Below are 24,394 nucleotides of genomic sequence, written 5' to 3' on the forward strand. Positions count from 1 at the left end.
GCATCCTCCGGCTGATCCCCACCACGTCGCTGTTGCCCTCGGACCGCTGCGACACCGCACGACCGCGGCCGTGCGGCCGGCCGCACGGCCGGATGAGCTATGCCTCGCGGGCCTGCGGCACGGTGTCGGTGGGTTGCTTCGCGTGCCGGTCGAGGGCCTGGTCGAGGGCGTGGTCGAGGCGGCGACGGAGGGCACGGCCGACGGGCTTCTCGACCACGCGGTGGATCACCCAGGCCAGGAGGAGCATCGCGACGGTGGTGAGGGCGAGCCGGCCCCAGGGGCCGAGCCCGTGGGCGTGGGCGGTGAGTTCACCGGCCATGGGCAGGCCGAGGCTCTGGTGGACCAGGTAGAAGGGGTAGGTGAGCGCACCGGCGGTCATGAGCCAGCGCCAGCGGATGCGGGCGAGTGGGCCGATGGTGGCCAGGAGCAGGAGGGCCAGGAAGGCGGTCAGTGCGGCGCTGGCGACGGTCCAGGAGCAGAGCGCTTTGGACCCCCACTCCTGGTAGTGGCCGGCCAGCCGGAGGGGGAGCATGGTCAGTTCGTAGCACCAGGCGAAGCCGAGGAGTATCCAGAGCATGAGGTTCTGCCCGAAGCGGTACATGAGGTAGACCGCGATGCCGGCGACGAACAGGCCGGCGTACTGGCTGAGGACGAGGTCGTCGAGGAACTTGCTCTTCGTCTCCGAGGTGACGATCCCGGCGGTGAGCCAGATCACGCAGAACCCCATGACCCGGTGGTAGGTGGTGCCGAAGGCCAGGAGGACGGCCATGAGGAGGTAGAAGTGGGCCTCGACGGCCAGGGTCCAGGCGACGCCGTCCAGGAGGCTGGCGTGGAGGGCGTCGGGGAACATGGTCAGGTTGGCCAGGACGATCCGGGGGTGGATCACCGCGCTGACGTCGTGGGTCTGCATCGGGATCAGCGCGATCCTGGCCACGATCAGGATGAGAGCGCACCAGTAGGCCGGGTAGAGCCGGGATATTCGTGAGACGGCGAACTGTCCCGGCGTGCGCCCCCAGCCGCTCATGCAGATGACGAAGCCGCTGATGAGGAAGAAGGCCTCGACACCGAGCCAGCCGTACATCGACGCGTGGTGCAGCGGGTAGGCGAACTCCTTCGGGGACGGCCCCCACAGGGTGGGCGGGATCGCGCTCAGGTAGTGGAATCCCGCGACGGCGAGCGCGGCGATCAGCCGCATGCCGTCGACGACGGCCAACCGGGCTCCGGGCTCCCCCCGGCCGCGGCCTTCTGCCTGGGCTCCTGCCCGTGCAAGACCACCGCGGGCCCGCTGGCGGGTGGTCGGTGACATCGGCGGATGAAGCACTGGCGGGGGTCCGATCATGTCGACACGCCCGCTCTCGCCCGGGACCGCGGACGAGGGTCATGGGCGTAAGGGAACTGTGATGCCTCTCAGCCGTCGCACGGGCACGCCACCGGCGGGCTGATCAACCGGGCGCCATCTTAGAACGTCTGCCGGCGGGTCATCGGAGGCGGGGTGCACGGGGCCCCGGCGGCGGCCCTAGGCGAGCAGGGCGGGGATCTCCTGGGTCGCGTACCAGAGCAGGTCGTGGTCCTCTGCGCCGTCCACGGTGAACTGGGCGTCCTGGTCGCCCGCGTCGGCCGCGGCCACCGCCGCCACCGCGGCGGCGACGTCCTCGACCACCTCGTCGTCGGCCACGTCCGCGTGCACCGAGGCGGCTTTCGCCAGCTTCACGGGGCCGGCCAGCACCACCCGGCCGAGCGAGGCCTGGTCCTGGTACTCGTCGCCGGGGAAGGGCCGCACCGCCGAGTCGGCCACGTCCAGCGCCACCACGACCCGCCGACGCGGGGAGTCCGGGTCGGCCGCCAGCAGCCGCAGCGAGGACTGCGCGGCCCGGTTGAGCGCCGCGTACTCCAGCTCCTCCAGGTCGTCGCTGACGTACCACTCGCGCAGCGCGGGCGTCACGGCGTACGCCGCGGACTGGTCCAGGACACCGCCCTCGTGCGCCGCCGCCAGGCCGGTCAGGGTGGTGGGCACGTACACGCGCATCGGTGGCACTCTCCGGTTTCCGCGAAGCTACTCCAGCGCCCCAAGAATAAGCTCAGCCGCACCGGGCGCGATCACCTGAGCCTCACCTGTGGCCGGAACTACCGCGCCGCCCCCAGCGCCTCCCGGGCGCTGCGCAGACCGCTCTCCAGCACCGCGCCCCGGCGGGCCGGGTCCATCAGGTTCGGGCCCATCACCGCGAGGTCGGCCGGGGTCGGCGCGAGCAGCCGCACCCGGACGCCCTCGGCCCGCAGCAGCGCGGCCTCGCGCAGCAGCTGCCGGGTCACCGCGCGGCGGTAGCGGCTGACCAGCTGGGCCAGCACCCCGCGCGGGCGGTCCCGGGCCCGCCACTCGCGCAGTGCGGCCGCCGTGCCGCGGGCGGAACGCTCCGGCCGCGGGCCGAGCCGCAGGGCCATCGGGGCGAGCACGTACACCTCGTCCAGGCCGCGACCGAGCAGCAGGTCGGCGTTGGTGGCCGACCAGCAGCCGCCGTCCACGTAGGCCGAGCCGTCCAGGCGCACCGGCGCGAACCAGCCGGGGATCGCGCAGGAGGCCATCACGGCCTCGGCCACCGGGACGTCGGGGGCGTCCGGGTCGCCGAAGACCACCCGGTGGCCGCTGCGGTAGTCCACCGCGGCCACCCGCAGCGGGGCCGCTGCGGCGCTGGGCGGGACGGCGTCCGTGGCCTCGGCCGGCGCTGCCGCCGCCGAAGCCGCCGAACCCGAAGCCGAAGCCGAACCCGAAGCCGAAGCCGCGCCTGCCGCGCCTGCCGCGCCCGCCGCGCCCGCCGGGAGCGGCCAGCCGCCCGGGCCGAGCAGCCCGCGCACCAGCTCGCCGACCGGGGCCAGCGAGCCGCGGCCGTGCGGCGCCACCGCCGAGACCATGGTCAGCAGCGGGTACTCGCGCGGGTGCCGGACGGCGTCCCGCAGCAGGCCGGGCGAGCCGATCCCGGCCCGCGGCCGGGGCGGCAGCGCGCCGCCCACCGCGGTGTCGTAGTCGAAGGCCACCCCGGCCAGCGGGCCCTCGGTGATCGGCAGGCCGCGCTGGTGGTCGCGCAGCTGCTCGGGGCGCACTCCCCCGGCCAGCATCGCGGCCAGGATCGCGCCCGCCGAGGTGCCCAGCAGCACATCCGCCTCGCCCGGGCGGTGTCCGGCGGCCTCCTCGACGGCGCACAGCGCGCCGACCGTCCAGGCCGCGCCGAGCATCCCGCCGCCGCCCAGCACCAGGCCGCGCCGGGGCGCGCCCCCGGCGTCGGCGGTCCTGTCCGGCCCCGCCACCGCCCGTCTGGTCGTCCCGGCTGTCGTCATCCCGGCCGCCCGTCGTCGTCGGGTTCGGGTCAGGCTCCGATGGTGCGCGCGGACGGCCGGGCAGCGCAACGGGAGCCCGCCGCGGGGCCACCCGGTCCGCCGTACCCGGGCGTCCCCTTTCGGGCCGTACGGTCCGTCCCCGCACGTCAACCGGGTGCCGCCGGGGCGGCCGCCGGGCCCGTCGCCGCACTGGTCGACTCACCCGGATAGGTGAACTTCACGCCGACCTGGGGGCCCGCCGCAAACCCGTTGCCGCCCGGTGATCACCACCGCCAGCCTGGGCCCGTCCGTACCCGCACCACCCTTGTCCGGAGCCATCGTGACCATCAGCCCCCGCACCTGCCCGACCGCCCGGCCGACCGCCGCGCCGAGCGCCCACCAGCGCGCCCACCAGCGCGTCCACCCGACCGCGCGGGCGACCGCCCGGCCGACCGAGCGCCCGCACCATCGGGTCCGCAGCGACGCCGGCTGCGACCCGACCGGGCGCCGCCCCCGCCACCCGCGCGCCGCCTGCACCGCCGCCGGGCCCCCCGGTCCCACCCGGCCCGACGCCGGGGCGCTCGCCGCCCGGTTCGCCCACCAGCTGGTCGAGGTGCTCACCGGTGCCCGGCCCTCCGGCCAGCTGATGCGGCACACCAGCCTGGACGGCTACGGGCAGCTCGCCTCGCTGGTCCGGGCCGGCGCGCTGCGCCGCGGCGGCCCGGCCGACCGGCCCCGGCTCGGCCCGGTGCACGACCGCTCGCCCTCCCCGGACGCCGTCGAGGCCTGCGTCCGGGTCGACCTCGGCCGGCGGCACCACATGGTGGCCTTCCGACTGGAGCGGCGCGGCCCGGCCGGCCAGTGGCAGTGCACCGCCGTGGAGGCCCGGTGACGACCATGGCCCAGGACACGGCCCGGGAGACGGCGCAGGGCGCCGCCCCGGTACGGGAGCGGCGCCCTGTGCGGCGTACTACGGCCGGCTCAGGCCTTGCGGCGGCGGCCCTTGGCGGACTTGGCGGCCTTGCGACGCTCGGCGCGGGTCATCCCGTCGCCCTCGTCGTCCGGCACGACGTCCTCGAAGTCGCCCTCGATGACACCGCCGCCGACCTCGTCCGAGGGGGCCGTGTAGTGCAGCCGCTGCGGCTTCGGGGCCTCCAGGCCCTTGGCCTTGATCTCCGGGCGGGCGGCGTCCTTCTCCAGCTTGTCGAGCAGCACCTCGGCGTCCGCCACCGGCACCTCCTCGACCTGCTGCTCGACCTGGACCTCCAGGTTGAACAGGTAGGCGACGGACTCCTCCTTGATGCCCTCCATCATCGCGGTGAACATGTCGAAGCCCTCGCGCTGGTACTCGACCAGCGGGTCGCGCTGCGCCATGGCCCGCAGGCCGATGCCCTCCTGGAGGTAGTCCATCTCGTAGAGGTGCTCGCGCCAGCGGCGGTCCAGCACCGACAGCACCACGCGGCGCTCCAGTTCGCGCAGGATCTCCTCGCCGAGCTGGTCCTCGCGGGCGCCGTACTGCGCCTGGATGTCCTCCTGGACGACCTTGATCAGGAACTCCGGGGTCAGGCCGGCCGGCCCGCCGACCTCCTCCTCCAGCTCCGCCAGGTCCAGGGTGATCGGGTAGAGCTGCTTGAACGCGGTCCAGAGCTTGTCGAGGTCCCAGTCGTCCTCGAAGCCCTCGCCGGTGGCCGCCTTGACGTAGGCCTCGACGGTGTCGTCCATGAAGTGGCCGACCTGCTCCTGGAGGTCCTCGCCCTCCAGCACGCGGCGGCGCTCACCGTAGATGACCTCGCGCTGGCGGTTGAGCACCTCGTCGTACTTGAGGACGTTCTTACGGATCTCGAAGTTCTGCTGCTCGACCTGGGTCTGCGCGGAGGCGATCGCGCGGGTGACCATCTTGGACTCGATCGGCACGTCCTCGGGCACGTTGGCCATCGAGAGCACGCGCTCGACCATGCCGGCCTTGAACAGGCGCATCAGGTCGTCGCCCAGCGACAGGTAGAAGCGGGACTCACCCGGGTCGCCCTGACGGCCGGAGCGGCCGCGCAGCTGGTTGTCGATCCGGCGGGACTCGTGCCGCTCGGTGCCGAGGACGTAGAGGCCGCCGGCCTCCTTGACCTCGTCCTGCTCGGCCTTGACCGAGGCCTTGGCCTTCTCCAGCGCCTCCGGGAACGCGGCCTCGTACTCCTCCGGGTTCTCCGTGGGGGAGAGCCCGCGCTGGGCCAGCTCGGCCGCCGCCAGGTGGTCCGGGTTGCCGCCGAGCATGATGTCGGTGCCACGGCCGGCCATGTTGGTGGCCACGGTGACGGCGCCCTTGCGGCCGGCCTGGGCGACGATCTGCGCCTCGCGCTCGTGGTGCTTGGCGTTCAGCACCTCGTGCGGGATGCCGCGCTTGCGCAGCTCCTGCGACAGGTACTCGGACTTCTCGACCGACACGGTGCCGACCAGCACCGGCTGGCCCTTCTCGTGCTTCTCGGCGATGTCCTCGACCACGGCGGCGAACTTGGCCGGCTCCGACTTGTAGATCAGGTCGGGCTGGTCGATGCGCAGCGGCGTCTTGTTGGTCGGGATCGGCACCACGCCGAGCTTGTAGATCTGGTGGAACTCGGCGGCCTCGGTGGTGCCGGTACCGGTCATGCCGGAGAGCTTGTCGTACAGGCGGAAGAAGTTCTGCAGGGTGATGGTGGCCAGCGTCTGGTTCTCGTTCTGGACCTCCACCCCCTCCTTGGCCTCGATCGCCTGGTGCATGCCCTCGTTGTAGCGGCGGCCGGCCAGGATGCGGCCGGTGTGCTCGTCGACGATCATGACTTCGCCGTTCATGACGACGTAGTCCTTGTCCTTCTTGTACAGCTCCTTGGCCTTGATGGCGTTGTTCAGGAAGCCGACCAGAGGGGTGTTCACCGACTCGTAGAGGTTGTCGATGCCCAGGTAGTCCTCGACCCGGGTGACGCCCTCCTCCAGGACGCCGACGGTGCGCTTCTTCTCGTCGACCTCGTAGTCGCGGTCGATCTTGAGGCGCAGCACCAGCTTGGCGAAGTCGGCGTACCACTTGGTCGCCTGGTCCGCCGGGCCGGAGATGATCAGCGGGGTGCGGGCCTCGTCGATGAGGATCGAGTCGACCTCGTCGACCACCGCGAAGTTGTGGCCGCGCTGGACGAGTTCGTCCTTCGACCAGGCCATGTTGTCGCGCAGGTAGTCGAAGCCGAACTCGTTGTTCGTGCCGTACGTGATGTCCATCGCGTACTGGCGCTTGCGCTCGGCGGGCGTCATGTTCGCCAGGATCACGCCGACTTCGAGGCCGAGGAAGCGGTGCACCCGGCCCATCCACTCCGAGTCGCGCTCGGCGAGGTAGTCGTTGACGGTGATCAGGTGAACGCCCTTGCCGGTCAGCGCGTTCAGGTACGCGGGCAGGGTGCCGACGAGGGTCTTGCCCTCACCGGTGCGCATCTCGGCGACGTAGCCGAGGTGCAGGGCCGCGCCGCCCATGATCTGGACGTCGTAGTGCCGCTGGCCGAGCACGCGCTTGGCGGCCTCGCGGACGGTGGCGAACGCCTCGGGGAGGATGTCGTCCAGCGTCTCGCCGTCGGCGAGCCGCTGCTTGTACTCGTCGGTCAGCGCGCGCAGCTCGGCGTCGGTGAGGTTGACGAAGTCCTCTTCGATGGAGTTGACCTGGGCAGCAATCCGCTGCAGCTTGCGAAGGATCTTGCCCTCGCCGGCGCGCAGGATCTTGTCGAAGACGGACACTTGAGCGGGCTCCTTGCCTGTATTGGCACTGGACGACTGCACGGGGGGTCCACCCCACCGCACGGGCCATCGTATGCGAGGAGTCCAATGCGCCGGGAGGTGCGTCAGCACGGTATTCCCGTGTCACCCGCCCGTGCACATGGACCGATAGCACCGTCCACCGGGACAAAAGGGTCGACGGGCCGGGGAGTTGGCCCGGAATTCGGATGCCCGCATTCCTCCTACGGAGAAATAATCCACCCATGGAAGAGCCCCGGAACGAACTCGTCACCCTCTCCACCGACCGCCTGGTCCTGCGGGCCCCGCAGGAGTCCGACATCGACGCGATCTTCGCGGCCTGCCAGGACGCCGAGATCCAGCGCTGGACGGTCGTCCCGGTGCCCTACCGCCGCGAGGACGCGGAGTTCTTCGTCCGCACACTGGCGCCCGAGGGCGTGGCCAAGGACTCCGAGTTCATCTGGTGCGTGGTCGAGCGCGGGACGGGCCGGCTGGTCGGCGCCCAGGCGGTCACCCGCAAGCCGGGCGACCCGGCCGCCGCCTCGGTCGGCTGGTGGACGGTGAAGGAGCAGCGCGGCCGCGGCTACACCGTCGAGGCGGCCCGCGCGGTCGCCCGCTGGGCACTGACCGACCTCGGACTGCGCCGCCTCCAGTGGCTCGCCTACGTCGGCAACGACGGCTCGCGCGCCGTCGCCGAGCGGGTCGGCTACCGCCACGAGGGCACCCTGCGCTCGTACGCCGACCAGCGCGGGGTCTTCCAGGACGCCTGGGTCGCCTCGCTGCTTCCCGCCGACCTGGACTGACGGCCGCCGCGCCGACCCCCGGGCCGGTCCCGGCACAGGTCCCCGAGCAGGCCCCCGCGCAGGCCCCCGCGCAGGCCTCCGGGGCCCCGGCCCGCTGTCAGTGCCCCCGGCTACGCTCGCCGGCATGACCGCTGCCGCTGCCGGGCCCGCGCCCGTCACCGTCCTGGGCGCCGACGACGCCCGCCGGATCGCCCTGCGCGCCCAGGGCCTGCTGGGCGCGCCCGACCGCCGGGCCGGCGTGCGCGGAGTGCTGCGGCACCTGGGCGCCGTCCAGTTGGACACCATCTCGGTGCTGGCCCGCTCGCACGAGCTGGTGCCCTACGCCCGGCTGGGCGCGGTCGGCCGTCCGGCGGTCGAGGCGGCCTACTGGGGCGCGGGCACCACCTTCGAGTACTGGTCACACGCGGCCTGCATCCTGCCGGTCGAGGAGTGGCCGCTGTTCGCCTTCCGCCGCCGCCGCTACCGCGAGCGCGGCAACCTCTGGAGCCACCAGGTCGCGCCCGAGACGTACCGGGCGGTGCTCGACAAGCTGCGCACCGAAGGGCCGTTGACCGCCACCGAGCTGGGCGGGGCCAAGCGGACGGCCGAGTGGTGGGACTGGTCCGACACCAAGATCGCGGTGGAACGGGCGCTGGCCTTCGGCGACGTGGTCTGCACCGACCGCCGGAGCTGGAAGCGGGTCTACGCGCTGGCCGAACAGGCCGTCCCCGACGCCCTGTTCGGGCAGGACCGGTCCGACGAGGAGTGCCTGCGCACCTTGGTGGCCCAGGCCGGGTCCGCACTCGGCGTGGCCACCCGGGCCGACCTCCAGGACTACCACCGGCTGCGCGCCGAGGACTTGGACCGGGTCCTCGCGGACAGCGGGCTGGTCCCGGTCGAGGTGGCGGGCTGGGGCCCGGACGGCACCCGGGCCGCCGCCTGGGCCGATCCGGCCGCGCTGGCCACCGTCCCGCGCGGGCGCCACCGCACCACGCTGCTCTCGCCGTTCGACTCGCTGATCTGGGACCGCGCCCGCACCGAGCGGATCTTCGGCATGACGCACCGCTTGGAGGCCTACACCCCCAGGCACAAGCGGGTGCACGGCTACTTCGCGATGCCGCTGCTCACCGGCGGCCGGCTGGTCGGCCGGGTCGACCCGGCCCGGGAGGGCCGCACGCTGGTCGCCCGGCAGGTCTCGCTGACCGACGGCCCGGGCGGCGCCCGGCAGGTGGAGGCGCTCGCCGCCGCCCTGCGCGAGGCGGCCACCTGGGTCGGCTGCGACGGGGTGCGGGTCGAGGCGCTGCACGACGAACGGCTGCGCCCGACCCTGGAGAAGCTGCTGGCGCAGTAGCGCGGCGGCGGGCGCCGGTCACCCTATCTCGAGGATCTTCTCCCGCATCGCGTACACCACGGCCTCCATCCTGGAATGCAGTTGGAGCTTCTCCAGGATGTTGCGGACATGGTTCTTCACCGTGTTCTCGCTGATGAACAGCTCCTTGGCGATCTCCCGGTTGTTCATCCCGGTCGCCACCAGCTTGAGCACCTCCAGCTCCCGGTCGGTGAGCCGGGGAGCCGGGACGAGGTCCCGGTCGTCGGAGCGCCGCTGGATCATCGACTTGAACTCGGTGAGCAGCTTGGAGGCCATCGACGGGCTGATCTGCGACTGTCCGTCGGCGACCGCCCGGATCGCGGTGGCGACCTCGTCGGTGGAGATCTCCTTGAGCAGGTAGCCGGTGGCCCCCGCCTTGATGGCCTCGTAGAGGTCGGCCTCCTCGTCGCTTATCGTCAGCATGATGATCTTGGTACTGGGCGCCACGTCCTTGATCGCCGTGCAGGCCTCGATCCCGCTGCGGCGCGGCATCCGGACGTCCATCAGGATGATGTCGGGCAGCAGGTCGGCGGCCTTGAGCACGGCTTCGGCACCGTCCCCCGCCTCGCCGACGACCTTGATGTCCGGCTCCTCCGCCAGCACGATCTCCAGCCCGCGGCGGAACAACGCGTGGTCGTCCACCACCAGGACGCGGATCGGCTCACCCCGGCGCGGCGCGTACGCGGGTTCCTCCTCCGGCCCCGGCGGCAATCCGGTGACCGGTCCCCCAGCGGGCCCCAGCCCGAAGTGATCCCCCATCCGCTCCTCCCCCTTCGCGGGTCGACGTGCGCCCAATCATTCCACGCCCCGCCACCGCCGCGGTCACCCTCCGACGCCGATTCCCCCGCATCGGGTGACCCCTGGACACAACGGGCCGGCGCCCCGTTCGAACCCGTCCCACCGGCCGGTGCCCGGAACGCGTGGAACGCCCCGGAACGCCGGTGACCCCGGCGGTCGCTGCCGCCGGGGTCACCCCTCCGTGTTCAACTGCCGGGACGGTCAGTCCTCGTCGACGGACCGACCGATCGCACCGCCCGCGCCGCTGGCCACGCCGGCCGCCATGTCCGGCTGCACGTGGATGACGCCGTAGTGGTAGCCGTGCCGGCGGTAGACGACGCTCGGCAGGCCGCTGTCCTTCTCGACGAACAGGTAGAAGTCGTGGCCGACCAGCTCCATCTCGTAGAGCGCCTGGTCCAGCGCCATGGGGGCGGCCGAGTGGGTCTTCTCCCGGACCACCAGCGGGCCCTCGCCCTCCACTTCCAGGGATCCCATCATGGTCTTGCGGACGGCCCCGTTGGTCTCGCCCTCGTGCGCCGTGGTCTCGGGCAGCGCGGCCAGGGCCGCGGTCGCCTCGGCGACGCTGATGGGGGTGCGGCCGTTCGCGCCGCCCTTGTGCACCCGGCGCCGGTCCGCGGACTTGCGCAGCTGCGCGTCGAGCTTCGCCGAAGCCAGGTCGAGCGCCGCGTACGGGTCCCCGGCGGCGGCTTCGGCCCGGATCACCGGGCCCCGGGTACGGAGAGTGATCTCCACGCGGTCGGACCGGTCGGCCTGCCGCGGGTTGTGCTCCTTGGACACCTCGACGTCGAGGCTGATCACCTTGCCGTCGAACTTCTGGACCTTCTCCAGCTTCTCGGCCACGTGCTCGCGGAACCTCTTGGGCACCTCGGTCTTGCGGCCCTTGACGACGATGTCCACGCAGAACTCCGATCCCTCGTGCTGACGCCGATCCGGGTGCTACCGGACCGGACTGAGCTCCAGCTGGACCAGCCCATCCACTGCCGGCCCCCCGCTCCGCCGCCAGCGGCGGAACGACTGGCCCTCATCTCACTTCCTCCCCATCAGGGACGGTTGAAACCCCCTGGAGCCTTATCGAACACCTCACGCGGGGTTTTCGCCTCCCCGAGCGGGAAGGGGAGTACGACCCGATACTTCGGGCGACGCTGGGAGCGGGCGGTCAACTGGGAGCGGGCGGTCAAACTGTTGCACCCTGTCTACCCTCCTCGGAGTGAAGTATGGGTAAATACCTGGACAACGCCCCCCATACGGCGCATCCTTTGCTGACTCTCCGTGCCCAAGCCGCCAGGAGCAGCCGTGCCGCCGAACCCCTCGCCCGCCCGTCCGCCGTCCGTGCGGACACCGTTCGACCACGCACTGGCCGGGCTGTTGGACGTCCTGCTCCCCGCGGACTGCGCGGGCTGCGGCGCCGAGCGCACCCAGCTCTGCCCGGCCTGCCGGCACGCACTGACCGCCACCCGGCCCGGCCCCACCCTGCTGCCCTGGGCGCACGCGGCCGCACCGTACGCCGACCCGGTGCGGCAACTGCTGCTCGCCCACAAGGAACGCGGCGCGCTGCGCCTGGCCGGGCCGCTCGGCGAGGCGCTCGGACGGGCGGTGCGCTCCGCCCTGGGGCCCCGGGCCGGGGCCGCGCCGCTGCTGCTGGTCCCGATGCCCTCGGCCCGCGCGGCGGTGCGTGCCCGGGGGCACGACCCGACGCTGCGGCTGGCCGGGGCCGCCGCCCGCTCGCTGCGCCGGGCCGGACTGGATGCCCGGGCCGCGCCGCTGCTGCGGCACGCCCGCCCGGTCGCCGACCAGACCGGGCTGAACGCCGCCGAGCGACGGCGCAACCTGCACGGCGCGCTCACCGTCCTGCCGCGCGCCCGCCGGGGCCTGGCCGGCCGTCAGCCGGTGCTGGTGGACGACCTGGTGACCACCGGGGCGAGCCTGGCCGAGGCGGCCAGGGCACTGGCCGACGCCGGGCTGCCGGCCCGGGCCGCCGCCACCGTCGCGGCCACCACGGTGCACCCCGCCGGTTAGCGCCTGACGGTCCGGAGGTCAGCCCGGGTAGAAGTACGAGCGGGCCTTGTCCACCAACTGGGCTTCCCGCCACTGGTTGTTGACCAGCCGGTAGACGGTGCCCGCGGCCACCGCGAGCACCGGCGAGGGCTGGGCCAGGATGTACCCGCGGGACTCCGCCGTCGAGATCGACTGCGGGGAGGACGGCAGGCCGTTGCCGGTCTGCAGCTGACCGTCCGTGCTCTGCGAGCCGTCGGTGCTGATGTAGTACAGCTGCTGGGGGCGGTCCTGCTCCTTGCCGAGCACCAGCAGCTGGTCGGTCTCCGACCAGGACACCGAGGCGACGTCGACGAGCGAGGGGGCCGCCGGGCGGACGCCGGTGATCCGCACGGTCGGCGCCTGCGGCGTGCCGCCGTGCTCCACCCGCCCGAACATCAGTGAACTCCCGTTCACCCCGGGGGACTTGACCACCAGGGCGATCCGGGCGCCGTCCGAGGAGAGCTTCAACGCCTGCACCGTCTGCCCGGTCAGCCCGTCCACCGACGCGGTGTAGGACTTGCCGCCGCGCACCATGACCACCCGCGGGTTCTGCGGGTTGCGGTCCACCACCCAGAGGTCGCCGCGGCCGTCCCAGCTGGGCGAGGTGAAGCCGTCGTCCTTGGCGCCGGCCTTCGCCGGGGAGCTGAGCACCGGTTCGGGCATCGTCGCCGTGCCGGGCTGCAGCGGCACCGCGTAGAGCTGGTGGCCGTCGTCCGAGAGCGCGGCGGCCTGGGTGCCGTCCCGGCTGACCGCGACGGCGCCCAGGACGGGCGCCCCGGCCGCGTGCGGCTTGCCGAGCACCCCGGGCACCGGGTCCCCGGTGTGCCCGTCGTCGGCCGCCATCAGCGCGCCGTTGTCGGCGCGCTGGTAGTACTGCTGCACGGGCAGTCGCCCGGCCAGCGCGCCGGGGCCGACGGCCGGGTCGTCGGTGCGGCTGGCCGTGCAGGAGCCCCGCTGCCCGCGCAGTTCCAGCCGTTCGACCTGGCCCTTGCCCTGGTCGGCGAAGGTGTAGAAGAGCTGGGTCGCCATCCGGCGGCAGGCCACCGGGTCGGCCAGGTCGGCCCCGCCGACCTGGACGTGGGCGATCCGGCTGTCGTCGATGCTCACCTTGTCGACCGTGGTGCCGGTCGGGAAGGCCGTCCGGACCACCGGCGAGAGCCAGGTCGACGGCCCGGAGACCAGCGCCTTGGCGGCCGAGGCGAGCGGGTCGATCCGGCGGCGCAGGTAGATCGGGTCGGCTATCAGCACCTCCTGGCCGCCGTTGCCGGAGGCCGGCACCGACGGGTCGGGGGTGGTGTAGAAGAAGCGCTCGACCTGCCGGAAGCTGTTCCGGAAGTTGGTCTCGTTCATGATCACGCCGGGCGGCAGCGAATCGATCCGCCAGTCACCGTCGTGCTCCCGCACGAAGGTGAAGTCGAAGACGTTGTTGTTCTGCCCCGCCACCAGCAGGTAGGAGTGCTTGTCGTCGACCTTGGCCACCAGTTGCCCGGACACCGTCGACGAGTACTTGGTGTCGGTGTCGGCGGGCTGGTCCAGCGGGATCTTCGTGGCGGACAGCACCTGGATGCCCGCGTCCGGGTTCCAGGCCGCCGCGGCGCGCTCGGTGAGGTACTTGCGCGCGGTCTCGTACCCCTCGTCGGCGGTCACCGCGTCCAGGAACCCGGTCAGCAGCTCGCGCGGCTTGGCGCCCTTGCCGGGCGCCACCGGGAAGACCCTGGCCTGGAGGTTCTTGTCGGCCGAGCCCTGGGACAGCTCCACCTTGGTGATGCCGCCGGAGTCCGGCATGGCCGCGCAGCCGCTCGCCACCAGGGCGACGAGCACCGCGCCGGCCACCGCCACGAGCAGCGGCGCGGGGCCGGTCCTCGCACTCTCAGCCACGGACCGACGCCCGGCCACGGACCGCAGCCCGGCTGTGGACCGCAGCCCGCCCGCGGGCCGACGCCGGGGCACGGCCCTAGTGCTGTTGCTCGTCCTTCGCACGCTGCGACCCCTCCAGGTCCGTCCCGCCCGTCATGTCCGGCTCCGCCGTACGCTGCGCCACCGACGGCCGTCCGGGCGTCGGGTCCACCATGACCTGGGCGCCGATGACGCCGTAACCGGCCCCCGCCGTCCGCACGTCCGAGGGGTCCGCGCGCGGCCCCTCGGGCAGTCGGTTCCGGCCCAGTCCGGGGCCGATGTTCAGCACTCCGCCGAGCCCGCTGCCCAGCCCGTTGCCGGGCCCCTCCGGCGCCTCGGCCTGCTCCTCGGCGGCGGTCATCGCCGTGGCGCCCGCCGGGGCGATCGCCCGCCGGTACGGCGTGCCGTACGCGCCCAGGCCCCGGTTGTTGCGGGAGTCCTCCGGCTCCAGCCGGAACGGCGCCCGGTTGATCTCGCCGCCGCGGGTGCGCGGCAGGGTCAGCCGGAAGTGCGAGCCGCCGCCGGGCTCGCCCCAGGCCTGGAGCCAGCCGCCGTGCAGGTGGGCGTCCTCGACCGCGATGGACAGGCCCAGCCCGGTGCCGCCGGTGGTGCGCACCCGGGACGGGTCCGCCCGCCAGAAGCGGTGGAACACCCGGGACGCCTCGCCCGGCTTGAGTCCGATGCCGTAGTCGCGCACGCCGACCGCGACGGCGCCGTCGGCCGAGCCGAGGCGGACGACCACGTCGCGGCCCTCGCCGTGCTCCAGCGCGTTGACCACCAGGTTGCGCAGGATGCGCTCGATCCGGCGGGAGTCCACCTCGGCGAGCACGGGCTCGCCGTCACCGCGGATCACCACGGCGCTGCCCTTGGCCTCGGCCAGCGGTTCGGCGGCCTCGACCACCCGGCCGACGATCTCCCGCAGGTCGACCGGCTCGGCGTCCAGGATCGCGGCGCCGGCGTCGAAGCGGCTGATCTCCAGCAGGTCGGCGAGCAGCGACTCGAAGCGGTCCAGCTGGCCCTGGAGCAGCTCCGCCGAGCGGGCCGCCATCGGGTCCAGGTCCTCGCGGCTGTCGTAGATCAGGTCGGCGGCCATCCGGACCGTGGTCAGCGGGGTGCGCAGCTCGTGCGAGACGTCCGAGACGAAGCGCCGCTGCACCCGGGAGAGCTCCTCCAGCTGGCGGATCTGCGCCTGGAGGGCGTTGGCCATCCGGTTGAACGACTCCCCGAGGCGGGCGATGTCGTCCGTCCCGGTCACCTTCATCCGCTCTTCCAGGTGTCCGTCGGCGAGCCGCTCGGAGATGCCCGCGGCCATCCGGACCGGGGTGACCACCTGGCGCACCACGACCCAGGCGATGCCGCCCATCAGGATCACCACGAACACGCCGGCGGTCGCCAGGGTGCCGGTGATCAGGTTGAGGGTGTCGGTCTCCTGGCCGAAGGAGAACACGTAGAACAGCTGGTAGCTGGTGTCGGCCGGGCCGACGAACTGCATGCCGAGGGCCAGTCCGGGCTCGCTCTTGCCGCCGCCCTCGGGCGAGCGGTGGATCCGGGTCGGCTGGTCGAACATCTGGCCGGGCTCTTCGAAGAGCTTCGCGCGCAGGCTGTCCGGGATGCTGCTGGGCTGGATGTCGCCCGAGTAGCGCGGCGCGAAGCCGGCGCTGTCCGGCACGACCGTCCCGGTGCCGGGGGCCATCGCGATCACCGAGTAGACCGTCTGCCCGCTCGCGGCGAGGTCGTTGACCTGGCGCAGCAGCCAGGTGCCGGTCTCCCCGGTGCTCGGGTCGACGGCACCGCGCAGGGCCTGGTCCCGGGCCTCGTCGATCTTCTTCTGCTCGACCTGGAAGCCGATCCGGGCCTGGGCCCGGGCCGCGTCGATCTTGGTGTCGAGCAGGCCGGTGCGCACCTGCGCCACCACGACCACGCCCAGCACCAGGACCACCGCGATGGAGGCCAGCAGGGACACCGCGACCACGCGCAACTGGATCGACCGGCGGTACAGCGCGGTGACCCGGCGCGCCGGGCGCCTGAGCTGACGCTTCATCAGACCGAACACTCCGGACGGGCCGCGACGGCGGCGGGTGGTCGAACTCAGCACGTCCCCGCGCACGGCCCCGGCCCCGTCGGTCGCGGAACCCGACGGGGTGTCGTCAGCCCGGTCCGTCACGTCAGCTGGGTCCGGCCTTGTAGCCGACGCCGCGGACGGTCACCACGATCTCGGGGCGCTCCGGGTCCTTCTCGATCTTGGAGCGGAGGCGCTGCACGTGGACGTTGACCAGGCGGGTGTCCGCCGCGTGGCGGTAGCCCCAGACCTGCTCCAGCAGCACCTCGCGGGTGAACACCTGCCAGGGCTTGCGGGCCAGCGCGACCAGCAGGTCGAACTCCAGCGGGGTCAGCGGGATGCTGCGCCCGTCCCGCTTCACCGAGTGGCCGGCCACGTCGATCACCAGATCGCCGATGGTCAGCTGCTCGGGTGTCGGCTCCTCGGCACGGCGCAGCCGCGCGCGCACCCGGGCCACCAGTTCCTTGGGCTTGAACGGCTTGGTGACGTAGTCGTCGGCACCGGACTCCAGGCCCACCACGACGTCGACCGTGTCGGTCTTCGCGGTCAGCATGACGATCGGGACGCCGGACTCGGCCCGGATCTGCCGGCACACGTCGATGCCGTCCCGGCCGGGCAGCATCAGGTCCAGCAGGACCAGGTCGGGCTTGCTCTCCCGGAACGCGGCTAGCGCCTTGTCCCCATCCGCGACGAAAAACGGCTCAAAACCCTCACCACGCAACACGATGCCGAGCATCTCGGCCAGTGCGGAGTCGTCATCAACGACGAGGACGCGTCCCTTCATGGGTCCATCTTCTCATTACCGGATTGTGACCTGCCGCACAGCAGTGCCTTTGCTCCACAACGGCCAACTCCTCCGCCGTCGATTTCCGGCCATACCGGGCGAATAGCCCTCCTCGGAGCGCCGCCGAACTGTCCGGAACCCGCCGTCCGACCCCCCGGCGGCCCCCGTTGTCGATCAGCAACCGGATACCCCTGGGGCGTCTCCGGGCCCCATGGCACGATGGGCGCTGCGCGCGGGCGGAAGATCCGCCCGGAGCCGCGCCCAGGACGCCCCTCCGAGGAGCAGTGATGACCGACACTCCGGGCTGGGCCTCGCCCAGCTCGTCCGAGCCGCCCCGCGACGGCGCCCGGCCCCCGGTCGACGCGCCCGCCGCCGTGCCCGGGCCGTCGGCACCCCCTCAGGCCGCACCCGCCTGGGGCGCCCAGTACGGACAGCCCAACCCCGGCAGCCAGCCCTCCGGCCAGGGCCCGTACGGCTGGGAGACCACGCGCAGCCCCCGGCCCGGCGTCATCCCGCTGCGCCCGCTCAGCATCGGCGAACTGCTCGACGGCGCCGTCACCACCGTCCGCCGGAACTGGCGCACCGCGCTGACCCTCTCGCTCGGCATCGCCGTCGTCGACCAGGCCGGCACCTTCGTCGCCAAGCTGCTGGTCAAGGGCCGTACCGGCACCTCCACCCAGCTGCTCACCCTGCTCGCCGCCATGCCGCTGACGCTGCTGCTCGACGCGCTGGCCGTCGCCCTGCTCACCATCGTGGTCAGCCGCGCCGTCCTCGGCCGACCGGTGACCGCCGGCGACGCCTGGCGCGACGCCCGCCCCCGGCTGCTGCAACTGCTCGGTCTCACCGTGCTCACCACCCTGATGAGCGTCGGCGTGGTGCTGCTCGGCTTCACCCCGCTGATCGGCTACACCGCGGGCGGCTCGGGCACGCCCGGCACCACGGCCCTGCTGTTCCTCGTCGGCCTGCTGACCGTCCCGGTCGGCCTCTGGCTGCTGATCCGCTACAGCCTGGCCGCCCCCGCACTGATGCTGGAGAAGCAGGGCGTGCTGACCGCGCTCTCGCGCTCCCGCCGGCTGGCCCGCGGCTCCTGGTGGCGGATCCTCGGCATCGTCCTGCTGAGCCGGGTGCTGGCCGGGATCGTCGGAGTGACGCTGGCCATCCCGTTCAGCTTCCTCGGCCTGGTCCTCGGCTTCGGCTCCATGGAGCGGCTCGGCGACACCGCCCACGAGTCGGTCGGCATGATGGCGCTGACCGCCGTCGCCGGGATCATCGCCTCCGCCCTGACCACCCCGTTCCTGGCCGCCGTCGGCGTACTGGTCTACATCGACCAGCGGATCCGCCGCGAGGCCCTGGACATCGAGCTCGCCCGCGCCGCCGGACTGCCCGAACAGGGCGGCACCGGCTGGAGCGGCCGGGCCGACCAGACCCCCGCGAGGCGCTGAACCGGATGCCCATCTGGGGGGACAGGCTCCTCGCCGCCGGCGGCGCCCCGGTCACCGTTCCACGGGACCCGGCCCGCGACGCCGCCCGCGACGAGCTACTCAAGGCCGACTACCACAAGAACGACCCGAGCGTCCTGGAACGCGTCATCGACTGGATCTGGGACCACATCGACCGCGCCCTGGGCGGCATCTCCGGCGGGGGCACCGACGGCACCACCGGACTGGTGCTCTTCCTGATCGTCGCCGCGGTGATCGCCGCCGCCCTCTGGTGGCGCCTCGGCGCACCCAAGCGCGCCGCCCGCACCGACTACGGCGTGTACGGCGCCGACGGCCCGCGCACCGCCGCGCAGTACCGCGCGGACGCCGCCGGGCACGCCGCCGCCGGCCGCTGGACCGAGGCCGTCCGCGAGCAGATGCGCGCCCTGGTCCGGGCCCTGGAGGAGCGCACCCTGCTCGACACCCGCCCCGGCCGCACCGCCGACGAGGCCGCCGCCGAAGCCGGCCGGGCCCTGCCCGAGCAGGCCGCCGCACTGACCGCGGCCGCCCGCACCTTCGACGACATCGCCTACGGCGAGCGCACCGCCGACCAGGCCGCGTACCAGCTGCTGCTGGACCTCGACCGGGCCCTGGAACGCAGCCGCCCGGTGCTCGCCCACGCCCACGCCGCGGCCGCCGCCCCGGCACCGACCCCGACCCCGGGAGGAGCGGCATGACCAGCACCGTCCCCGCTCCCCCCGCCCCCGAACGACCCGCCGCCGAGCACCCCGCCGCCGACGCCGCACCGACCAGCCTCGCCCCCACCGGGCGCGGCCTGGCCCGCCGCGCCCGCTGGTACCTGGTCGCCCTCGCCGTCCTGCTGGTCGCCGCCGTCGGCCTCGCCGTCCTCAACACCGGCCACCGCTACCCACCGCTCGACCCCCGCTCCTACGACGCCGACGGCACCCACGCCGTGGTCGCCCTGCTCGACGGCCAGGGCGTCAGGACCGAACTGCGCACCGACCCCACGGCCCCCGCCGACGGCGCCGACACCCTGGTGCTGCCCGAACCCGACCTGCTGAGCCCCACCGAACTGCACGCCGTCGCCGCCGCCCGGCACCGGCGGCTGGTCCTCATCAACCCCGGCCCGGAGGCCCTCAGCGTGCTCGCCCCCGGCATCCGCACCTCCGACGAGGTCGGCGGCGTCCCGTTCGCGTCCGTCCGCAGCACCCACCCGAGCTGCGCCCTCCCCGAGGCCGTACGGGCCGGCAGCGCCGCGATGGGCGGCACGCTCTACACCAGCGGCAGCCGCGGCGACGGCTGCTACCCGTACCACCACGGCTACCCGCTGGTCAGCACCCCCGCCGCCCACGGCGGCGACGTCATCGTGCTCGGCAGCGGCGAGTTCCTGCAGAACGGCCACCTCGCCGACGACGGCAACGCCTCGCTCGCCCTCGGCCTGCTCGGCTCGCAGCCCCGCCTCACCTGGCACCTGCCCGACTACTCCGCGCCGGTCGCCGCGGGCACCCAGCGCAAGACCTTCGGCGACTACATCCCGAAGGGCTGGCACTGGGCCTTCTACCAACTCGCCGTCGCCGCCGTGCTCGCCGCCCTCTGGCGCGCCCGCCGACTCGGCCCGGTGGTCAGCGAGAACCTGCCCGTGGTGGTCCGCGCAGCCGAGACCACCGAGGGCCGCGCCCGCCTCTACCGGCGGGCCAAGGCCCACGGCCGCGCCGCCGAGGCGCTGCGCCGCGCCACCGCCCACCGCCTCGCCCCCGCCCTCGGCCTCCCGCTCCAGGCCGGCGCACCGGAGCCGGAGGCACTCTGCGCGGCCGTCGCCGACCGCCTCCCCGAACGACCCGCCGGGGACGTCCGGGCCCTGCTGTACGGCCCGCCCCCGACCGACGACGCCGCGCTGCTGCGGCTCGCCGACGACCTAGACGCCCTCGAAAGGCAGGTACGGAACCCGTGACCGAACAGGCAACCGCCCAGCTCCGCATCACCCCCGGCACGGCACCCGCTACCCCCGCCACCGACCCGCGCACGGCCCTGACCGCCCTGCGCGCCGAGATCGGCAAGGCCGTGGTCGGCCAGGACGCCGCCGTCACCGGCCTGGTGGTGGCCCTCCTCTGCGGCGGCCACGTGCTGCTGGAGGGCGTCCCCGGCGTCGCCAAGACGCTGCTGGTCCGCACCCTGTCCACGGCGCTCAGCCTGGGGACCAAGCGCATCCAGTTCACCCCCGACCTGATGCCCGGCGACGTCACCGGCTCGCTCGTCTACGACGCCCGCACCGCCGAGTTCTCCTTCCAGCCCGGCCCGGTCTTCACCAACCTGCTGCTCGCCGACGAGATCAACCGCACCCCGCCCAAGACCCAGGCCGCCCTGCTGGAGGCCATGGAGGAGCGGCAGGTCACCGTCGACGGCGAGCCGCGCGCACTGCCCGTCCCGTTCCTGGTCGCCGCGACCCAGAACCCGGTCGAGTACGAGGGCACCTACCCGCTGCCCGAGGCCCAGCTGGACCGCTTCCTGCTCAAGCTGATCCTCCCGCTGCCCGACCGCGACCAGGAGTTCCAGGTCCTGTCCCGGCACGCCTCCGGCTTCGACCCCAAGGACCTCGCCGCCGCCGGCGTCCGCCCGGTCGCCGGGCCCGAGCACCTGGCCGCCGCCCGCGAGCAGATCGCCAAGCTCACCGTCTCGCCCGAGATCCTGGCGTACATCGTCGACCTCTGCCGGGCCACCCGGCAGTCCCCGTCGCTGTCCATCGGCGTCTCCCCGCGCGGTGCCACCGCGCTGCTCGCCGCCTCGCGCGCCTGGGCCTGGCTGGCCGGGCGGGACTACGTCACCCCGGACGACGTCAAGGCCCTCGCCCTGCCCACGCTGCGGCACCGCGTCGCGCTGCGCGCCGAGGCCGAGATGGAGGGCGTCACCGCCGACTCCGTCATCCAGGCCGTCCTCGCCCAGACGCCCGCCCCCCGCTGATCCACCACCGGTAGGCGTACCGGTCCTCGAACACACCGGGCTTCCGAAGGAGCGCACCCGCATGGCCCTCACCGGGCGAACCGCCCTGATCGCCGCGCTCGGCGCGCTCTTCGTGGGCCTCCTGCTGCCCTCCTGGACCGGGATCGGGGCCGTCACCGGCGCCGTCCTGCTCGCCGTCCTGGTCGACCTGGTGCTCGCCGCCCCCGTCCGCAGCCTGCGGATCGTCCGGGGCGGCGACACCACGGTCCGGCTCGGCGACACCGCCTCGGTCGAACTGACCGTCACCAACACCGCCGGACGGCCGCTCCGCGCCCTGATCCGCGACGCCTGGGCGCCCTCCGCCTGGCGCCCCGGCACCTCCGAGACCGCCTCCCGGCACACCCTCGCCGTCCCCGGCGGCGAACGGCGCCGGACGGTCACCGTGCTCACCCCGGGCCGCCGCGGCGACCACCACGCCCACCGCGTGACGGTCCGCTCGCTCGGCCCGCTCGGCCTGGCCGGCCGTCAGGGCTCCCACCACGTCCCCTGGACGGTCCGCGCCCTCCCCCCGTTCAACAGCCGCAAGCACCTGCCCTCCCGGCTCGCCCGGCTGCGCGAACTCGACGGCCGGACCTCGGTGCTGACCCGGGGCCAGGGCACCGAGTTCGACTCACTGCGGGAATACCTGCCCGGCGACGACGTCCGCTCCATCGACTGGCGCGCCAGCGCCCGCCGCAACACCGTCGCCGTCCGCACCTGGCGCCCCGAACGCGACCGGCACATCCTGATCGTCCTCGACACCGGCCGCACCTCGGCCGGCCGCGTCGGCGACGCCCCCCGCCTGGACGCCGCCCTCGACGCCGCCCTGCTGCTCACCGCCCTCGCCACCCGCGCCGGCGACCGGGTCGACCTGCTCGCCCACGACGCCCGCAAGCGCGCCTCGGTCATCGGCAGCTCCCCCAGCGAGATCCTGCCCTCCTTCACCAACGCGATGGCCCTGCTGGAACCCGCGCTGCACGAGACGGACATGCGCTCGCTGGTCTCCACCGCACTCAAGATGGCGCCGCACCGCTCGCTCGTCGTCCTGCTCACCGGGCTTGACGCGGCCTCCGTCGAGGACGGCCTGCGCCCGCTGCTGCCGCTGCTCACCAAGCGCCACGAAGTCGTCCTCGCCTCCGTCGCCGACCCGCACCTGGACGTGCTGGCCGCCGGCCGCGGCACCGTGGAGGCCGTCTACGGCGCCGCCGCCGCCGAGCAGACCCGCGCCGACCGCCGGCACACCGCCGACCGCCTCACCCGCAGCGGGGTCACCGTCCTCGACGCCCCGCCGGCCCAGATCGCCCCGGCGCTGGCGGACGCCTACCTGGCGCTCAAGGCGGCCGGCCGGCTCTGAGCCGGGCCCGGCAAGTCGCTGTCCCCTGGTCAGCTGCCGCGACGGGCGTTGAGCCGGGCCGCCTGGCGCGTCAGGTGGTCGCGCTCGGCGAGGTTGGGCGCCCGGCGGGCCGCCTCGGCGTACAGCCGGGCCGCCACCACCAGGTCCCCGGCCCGCTCGTGGAGGTACGCGGCGGCGGCCGCGTACCGGGGCAGCGCCTCGTCCAGTTCACCGAGCGCCGCCAGGCCGGCCTGTGGCCCGTCGGCCTCACCGACCGCCACCGCACGGTTCAGCCGCACCACCGGACTGTCCGTCAGCCGCACCAACTCGTCGTACCACTCGACGATCTGCACCCAGTCGGTCTCCCCGGCGGAGGGCGCGTCGGCGTGCAGCGCCGCGATGGCCGCCTGGGCCTGGAACTCGCCCAGCCGGTCCCGGGCCAGGGCCGCCTGGAGGATCCCGACGCCCTCCGCGATCAAAGCGGTGTCCCAGAGCCGCCGATCCTGCTCCGCGAGCGGCACCAGACTCCCGTCGGGACCGGTCCGGCCGGCCCGCCGGGCGTGGTGCAGCAGCATCAGCGCCAGCAGCCCCGCCACCTCGGGGTGGTCGATCACCGCCGCCAGCTGCCGGGTCAGCCGGATCGCCTCGGCGGCGAGGTCGACGTCCCCGGAGTAGCCCTCGTTGAACACCAGGTAGAGCACCCGCAGCACGGTCGCGACATCGCCCGGCCGATCGAGGCGGACCGCCGAGACGGTGCGCTTGGCCCGGCTGATCCGCTGCGCCATGGTCGCCTCGGGCACCAGATAGGCCTCGGCGATCTGCCGGGTGGTCAGCCCACCGAGCGCGCGCAGGGTGAGCGCGACCGCGGAGGACGGCGTCAACGACGGGTGGGCACACAGGAAGTAGAGCCGCAGGGTGTCGTCCACCGAGGCCGCCGGACCGGGCTCCGGCTCCTGGTCGACCAGCTCCTCCCGGCGGCGACGGGCGGTGTCCGCCCTGGTCGCGTCGAGGAACTTCCGCCAGGCGACGGTGACCAACCAGCCCTTCGGATCCCGCGGCGGATCGCTCGCCCAGCCGCGGACCGCCTCGACCAGCGCCTCCTGCACGGCGTCCTCGGCCGCCGCGAAGTCGGCTCCGCGGCGGACGAGGACAGCCAGCACACCCGGGGTGAGGCCCCGGATCAGGGCCTCGTTCATCGGGACGGTCACGGGAGAGGTCACTCCGTGACGGTCGGCGGCATGGCCAGGAACGGACGCAGCTCCAGCCACTCGTGGATCGGCTTTCCACCGGCCCCCGGCGCCGCCGACAGCTCACCGGCCAGCTCGACGGCGCGCTCGTGGCTGTCCACGTCGATCACCATCCAGCCGGCGATGAGGTCCTTGGTCTCCGCGAACGGGCCGTCCGTCACCGGCGGCCGCCCCTCGCCGTCGTACCGGACCCACGACCCCTCGGGCGCGACCGCCTGGGCGTCGACGAACTCGCCGGTCTGCTCCAGCCGAGCCGCGAAGTCCTGCATGTACTTGATGTGCGCCGTGACCTCCTCCGGCGTCCACTGGTCCATCGGCGCGCAGTTGACCGCGGTCGGGGCGCCTCGGTAGTGCTTGAGCAGCAGGTACTTGGCCATCGTGCTTCTCCTTCGGAGCTCGTGCGACCCATTGTGGCCGCGCTCACCCCTGGGACGGAGCCGGCCACGGGTTCTCGACAGGACCGGCCAAGATTTTTTCGCCCGTCGTCCCGTCCTCCGGAGGCTCCGGAAATGCGAAAAGCCCCCGCCGGTCAACCCGGCGGGGGCTTTTCTGAATGATTGTTCGGCGGCGTCCTACTCTCCCACAGGGTCCCCCCTGCAGTACCATCGGCGCTGTGAGGCTTAGCTT

The 24,394-nt window shown here is 73.7% G+C and carries 20 protein-coding genes; 9 read left to right on the forward strand and 11 right to left on the reverse strand.

Annotated elements, in window-relative coordinates; genetic code table 11:
* Window positions 1-97 precede the first annotated feature (97 nt).
* From ACIQWA_RS25555 to ACIQWA_RS25565, 3 genes are all read right to left on the reverse strand, one after another.
* Window positions 98-1,213, reverse strand: a complete 1,116-nt coding sequence (locus ACIQWA_RS25555; RefSeq protein ID WP_402486198.1) for an acyltransferase family protein — start codon at window positions 1,211-1,213, stop codon at window positions 98-100.
* A gap of 303 nt (window positions 1,214-1,516) precedes the next feature.
* Window positions 1,517-2,026, reverse strand: a complete 510-nt coding sequence (locus ACIQWA_RS25560) for a DUF6912 family protein (protein ID WP_360244526.1) — start codon at window positions 2,024-2,026, stop codon at window positions 1,517-1,519.
* Window positions 2,027-2,124: 98 nt separating this feature from the next.
* The gene (locus tag ACIQWA_RS25565; protein ID WP_402486202.1) at window positions 2,125-3,330 is read right to left on the reverse strand and encodes a patatin-like phospholipase family protein; all 1,206 of its coding nucleotides are present in this window, start codon (window positions 3,328-3,330) and stop codon (window positions 2,125-2,127) included.
* A gap of 319 nt (window positions 3,331-3,649) precedes the next feature.
* Here ACIQWA_RS25565 and ACIQWA_RS25570 point away from each other — a divergent pair, with 319 nt between their 5' ends.
* Window positions 3,650-4,201: an Rv3235 family protein gene (locus ACIQWA_RS25570; protein WP_402486205.1), complete on the forward strand. Its 552-nt coding sequence runs from the start codon at window positions 3,650-3,652 to the stop codon at window positions 4,199-4,201.
* An 89-nt stretch (window positions 4,202-4,290) separates the two neighbouring features.
* Here the strand turns inward: ACIQWA_RS25570 and secA are convergent, their stop codons facing one another.
* Window positions 4,291-7,053, reverse strand: a complete 2,763-nt coding sequence (secA, locus tag ACIQWA_RS25575) for a preprotein translocase subunit SecA (RefSeq protein WP_360244517.1) — start codon at window positions 7,051-7,053, stop codon at window positions 4,291-4,293.
* A gap of 242 nt (window positions 7,054-7,295) precedes the next feature.
* Here secA and ACIQWA_RS25580 point away from each other — a divergent pair, with 242 nt between their 5' ends.
* A complete protein-coding gene (locus tag ACIQWA_RS25580; RefSeq protein ID WP_402486208.1) occupies window positions 7,296-7,853 on the forward strand; it encodes a GNAT family N-acetyltransferase in 558 nt (185 codons plus the stop codon).
* Between the two features lie 124 nt (window positions 7,854-7,977).
* A complete protein-coding gene (locus ACIQWA_RS25585) occupies window positions 7,978-9,183 on the forward strand; it encodes a winged helix-turn-helix domain-containing protein (protein WP_402486211.1) in 1,206 nt (401 codons plus the stop codon).
* Between the two features lie 18 nt (window positions 9,184-9,201).
* Here ACIQWA_RS25585 and ACIQWA_RS25590 read toward each other — a convergent pair whose 3' ends face one another.
* Both ACIQWA_RS25590 and hpf read right to left on the reverse strand, forming a co-directional pair.
* A complete protein-coding gene (locus ACIQWA_RS25590) occupies window positions 9,202-9,960 on the reverse strand; it encodes a response regulator (RefSeq protein WP_375882957.1) in 759 nt (252 codons plus the stop codon).
* 240 nt (window positions 9,961-10,200) lie between these two features.
* Window positions 10,201-10,896, reverse strand: a complete 696-nt coding sequence (gene hpf / locus ACIQWA_RS25595) for a ribosome hibernation-promoting factor, HPF/YfiA family (RefSeq protein WP_360244504.1) — start codon at window positions 10,894-10,896, stop codon at window positions 10,201-10,203.
* A gap of 477 nt (window positions 10,897-11,373) precedes the next feature.
* Between hpf and ACIQWA_RS25600 the strand changes: the two genes are divergently transcribed.
* Window positions 11,374-12,015, forward strand: coding sequence for a ComF family protein (locus tag ACIQWA_RS25600; RefSeq protein ID WP_402486258.1), 642 nt, complete (start codon window positions 11,374-11,376; stop codon window positions 12,013-12,015).
* An 18-nt stretch (window positions 12,016-12,033) separates the two neighbouring features.
* Here the strand turns inward: ACIQWA_RS25600 and ACIQWA_RS25605 are convergent, their stop codons facing one another.
* The 3 genes from ACIQWA_RS25605 to mtrA form a co-directional block, all read right to left on the reverse strand.
* A complete protein-coding gene (locus ACIQWA_RS25605) occupies window positions 12,034-13,911 on the reverse strand; it encodes an LpqB family beta-propeller domain-containing protein (protein ID WP_402486215.1) in 1,878 nt (625 codons plus the stop codon).
* Between the two features lie 76 nt (window positions 13,912-13,987).
* A complete protein-coding gene (mtrB, locus tag ACIQWA_RS25610) occupies window positions 13,988-15,970 on the reverse strand; it encodes an MtrAB system histidine kinase MtrB (RefSeq protein WP_402486218.1) in 1,983 nt (660 codons plus the stop codon).
* A 124-nt stretch (window positions 15,971-16,094) separates the two neighbouring features.
* Window positions 16,095-16,772 carry an MtrAB system response regulator MtrA gene (mtrA, locus tag ACIQWA_RS25615; RefSeq protein WP_030283937.1) on the reverse strand — a complete coding sequence of 226 codons (678 nt, stop codon included), beginning with the start codon at window positions 16,770-16,772 and terminating at the stop codon, window positions 16,095-16,097.
* Between the two features lie 287 nt (window positions 16,773-17,059).
* On the opposite strand from mtrA, the gene ACIQWA_RS25620 reads away from it, so the two are divergent.
* The 5 genes from ACIQWA_RS25620 to ACIQWA_RS25640 all read left to right on the forward strand — a co-directional run bounded on the left by ACIQWA_RS25620 (window position 17,060) and on the right by ACIQWA_RS25640 (window position 22,541).
* Complete coding sequence (locus ACIQWA_RS25620) at window positions 17,060-18,214, forward strand: hypothetical protein (RefSeq protein ID WP_402486221.1); 1,155 nt, start codon at window positions 17,060-17,062, stop codon at window positions 18,212-18,214.
* 5 nt (window positions 18,215-18,219) lie between these two features.
* Window positions 18,220-18,927 carry a DUF4129 domain-containing protein gene (locus tag ACIQWA_RS25625; protein WP_402486224.1) on the forward strand — a complete coding sequence of 236 codons (708 nt, stop codon included), beginning with the start codon at window positions 18,220-18,222 and terminating at the stop codon, window positions 18,925-18,927.
* Window positions 18,924-20,162, forward strand: a complete 1,239-nt coding sequence (locus ACIQWA_RS25630; RefSeq protein ID WP_402486227.1) for a DUF4350 domain-containing protein — start codon at window positions 18,924-18,926, stop codon at window positions 20,160-20,162. Before ACIQWA_RS25625 ends, ACIQWA_RS25630 begins: the two co-directional genes overlap by 4 nt.
* Window positions 20,163-20,188: 26 nt before the next feature.
* A complete protein-coding gene (locus ACIQWA_RS25635) occupies window positions 20,189-21,169 on the forward strand; it encodes a MoxR family ATPase (protein WP_360244565.1) in 981 nt (326 codons plus the stop codon).
* Window positions 21,170-21,230: 61 nt separating this feature from the next.
* Window positions 21,231-22,541: a DUF58 domain-containing protein gene (locus ACIQWA_RS25640; RefSeq protein ID WP_402486230.1), complete on the forward strand. Its 1,311-nt coding sequence runs from the start codon at window positions 21,231-21,233 to the stop codon at window positions 22,539-22,541.
* A 29-nt stretch (window positions 22,542-22,570) separates the two neighbouring features.
* On the opposite strand, the gene ACIQWA_RS25645 is transcribed toward ACIQWA_RS25640, so the two are convergent.
* A complete protein-coding gene (locus tag ACIQWA_RS25645; protein WP_402486261.1) occupies window positions 22,571-23,716 on the reverse strand; it encodes an RNA polymerase sigma factor in 1,146 nt (381 codons plus the stop codon).
* A gap of 20 nt (window positions 23,717-23,736) precedes the next feature.
* Entirely contained in the window at window positions 23,737-24,144 is a 408-nt protein-coding gene (locus ACIQWA_RS25650; protein ID WP_360244480.1) for a YciI family protein, read from the reverse strand.
* Between the last annotated feature and the right edge of the window lie 250 nt (window positions 24,145-24,394).

Source organism: Kitasatospora sp. NPDC098652 (assembly GCF_044760155.1).
GTDB lineage: Bacteria > Actinomycetota > Actinomycetes > Streptomycetales > Streptomycetaceae > Kitasatospora.

Excerpts from the sequence above, each read along its gene's own strand:
- mtrA (WP_030283937.1), bottom strand. The coding sequence starts at position 16,772 with ATGAAGGGACGCGTCCTCGTCGTTGATGACGACTCCGCACTGGCCGAG.
- ACIQWA_RS25585 (WP_402486211.1), top strand. The coding sequence starts at position 7,978 with ATGACCGCTGCCGCTGCCGGGCCCGCGCCCGTCACCGTCCTGGGCGCC.
- ACIQWA_RS25590 (WP_375882957.1), bottom strand. The coding sequence starts at position 9,960 with ATGGGGGATCACTTCGGGCTGGGGCCCGCTGGGGGACCGGTCACCGGA.
- ACIQWA_RS25620 (WP_402486221.1), top strand. The coding sequence starts at position 17,060 with ATGACCGACACTCCGGGCTGGGCCTCGCCCAGCTCGTCCGAGCCGCCC.
- ACIQWA_RS25565 (WP_402486202.1), bottom strand. The coding sequence starts at position 3,330 with ATGACGACAGCCGGGACGACCAGACGGGCGGTGGCGGGGCCGGACAGG.
- ACIQWA_RS25645 (WP_402486261.1), bottom strand. The coding sequence starts at position 23,716 with ATGAACGAGGCCCTGATCCGGGGCCTCACCCCGGGTGTGCTGGCTGTC.
- ACIQWA_RS25625 (WP_402486224.1), top strand. The coding sequence starts at position 18,220 with ATGCCCATCTGGGGGGACAGGCTCCTCGCCGCCGGCGGCGCCCCGGTC.
- ACIQWA_RS25650 (WP_360244480.1), bottom strand. The coding sequence starts at position 24,144 with ATGGCCAAGTACCTGCTGCTCAAGCACTACCGAGGCGCCCCGACCGCG.
- ACIQWA_RS25640 (WP_402486230.1), top strand. The coding sequence starts at position 21,231 with ATGGCCCTCACCGGGCGAACCGCCCTGATCGCCGCGCTCGGCGCGCTC.
- ACIQWA_RS25630 (WP_402486227.1), top strand. The coding sequence starts at position 18,924 with ATGACCAGCACCGTCCCCGCTCCCCCCGCCCCCGAACGACCCGCCGCC.
- ACIQWA_RS25560 (WP_360244526.1), bottom strand. The coding sequence starts at position 2,026 with ATGCGCGTGTACGTGCCCACCACCCTGACCGGCCTGGCGGCGGCGCAC.
- mtrB (WP_402486218.1), bottom strand. The coding sequence starts at position 15,970 with ATGAAGCGTCAGCTCAGGCGCCCGGCGCGCCGGGTCACCGCGCTGTAC.
- ACIQWA_RS25580 (WP_402486208.1), top strand. The coding sequence starts at position 7,296 with ATGGAAGAGCCCCGGAACGAACTCGTCACCCTCTCCACCGACCGCCTG.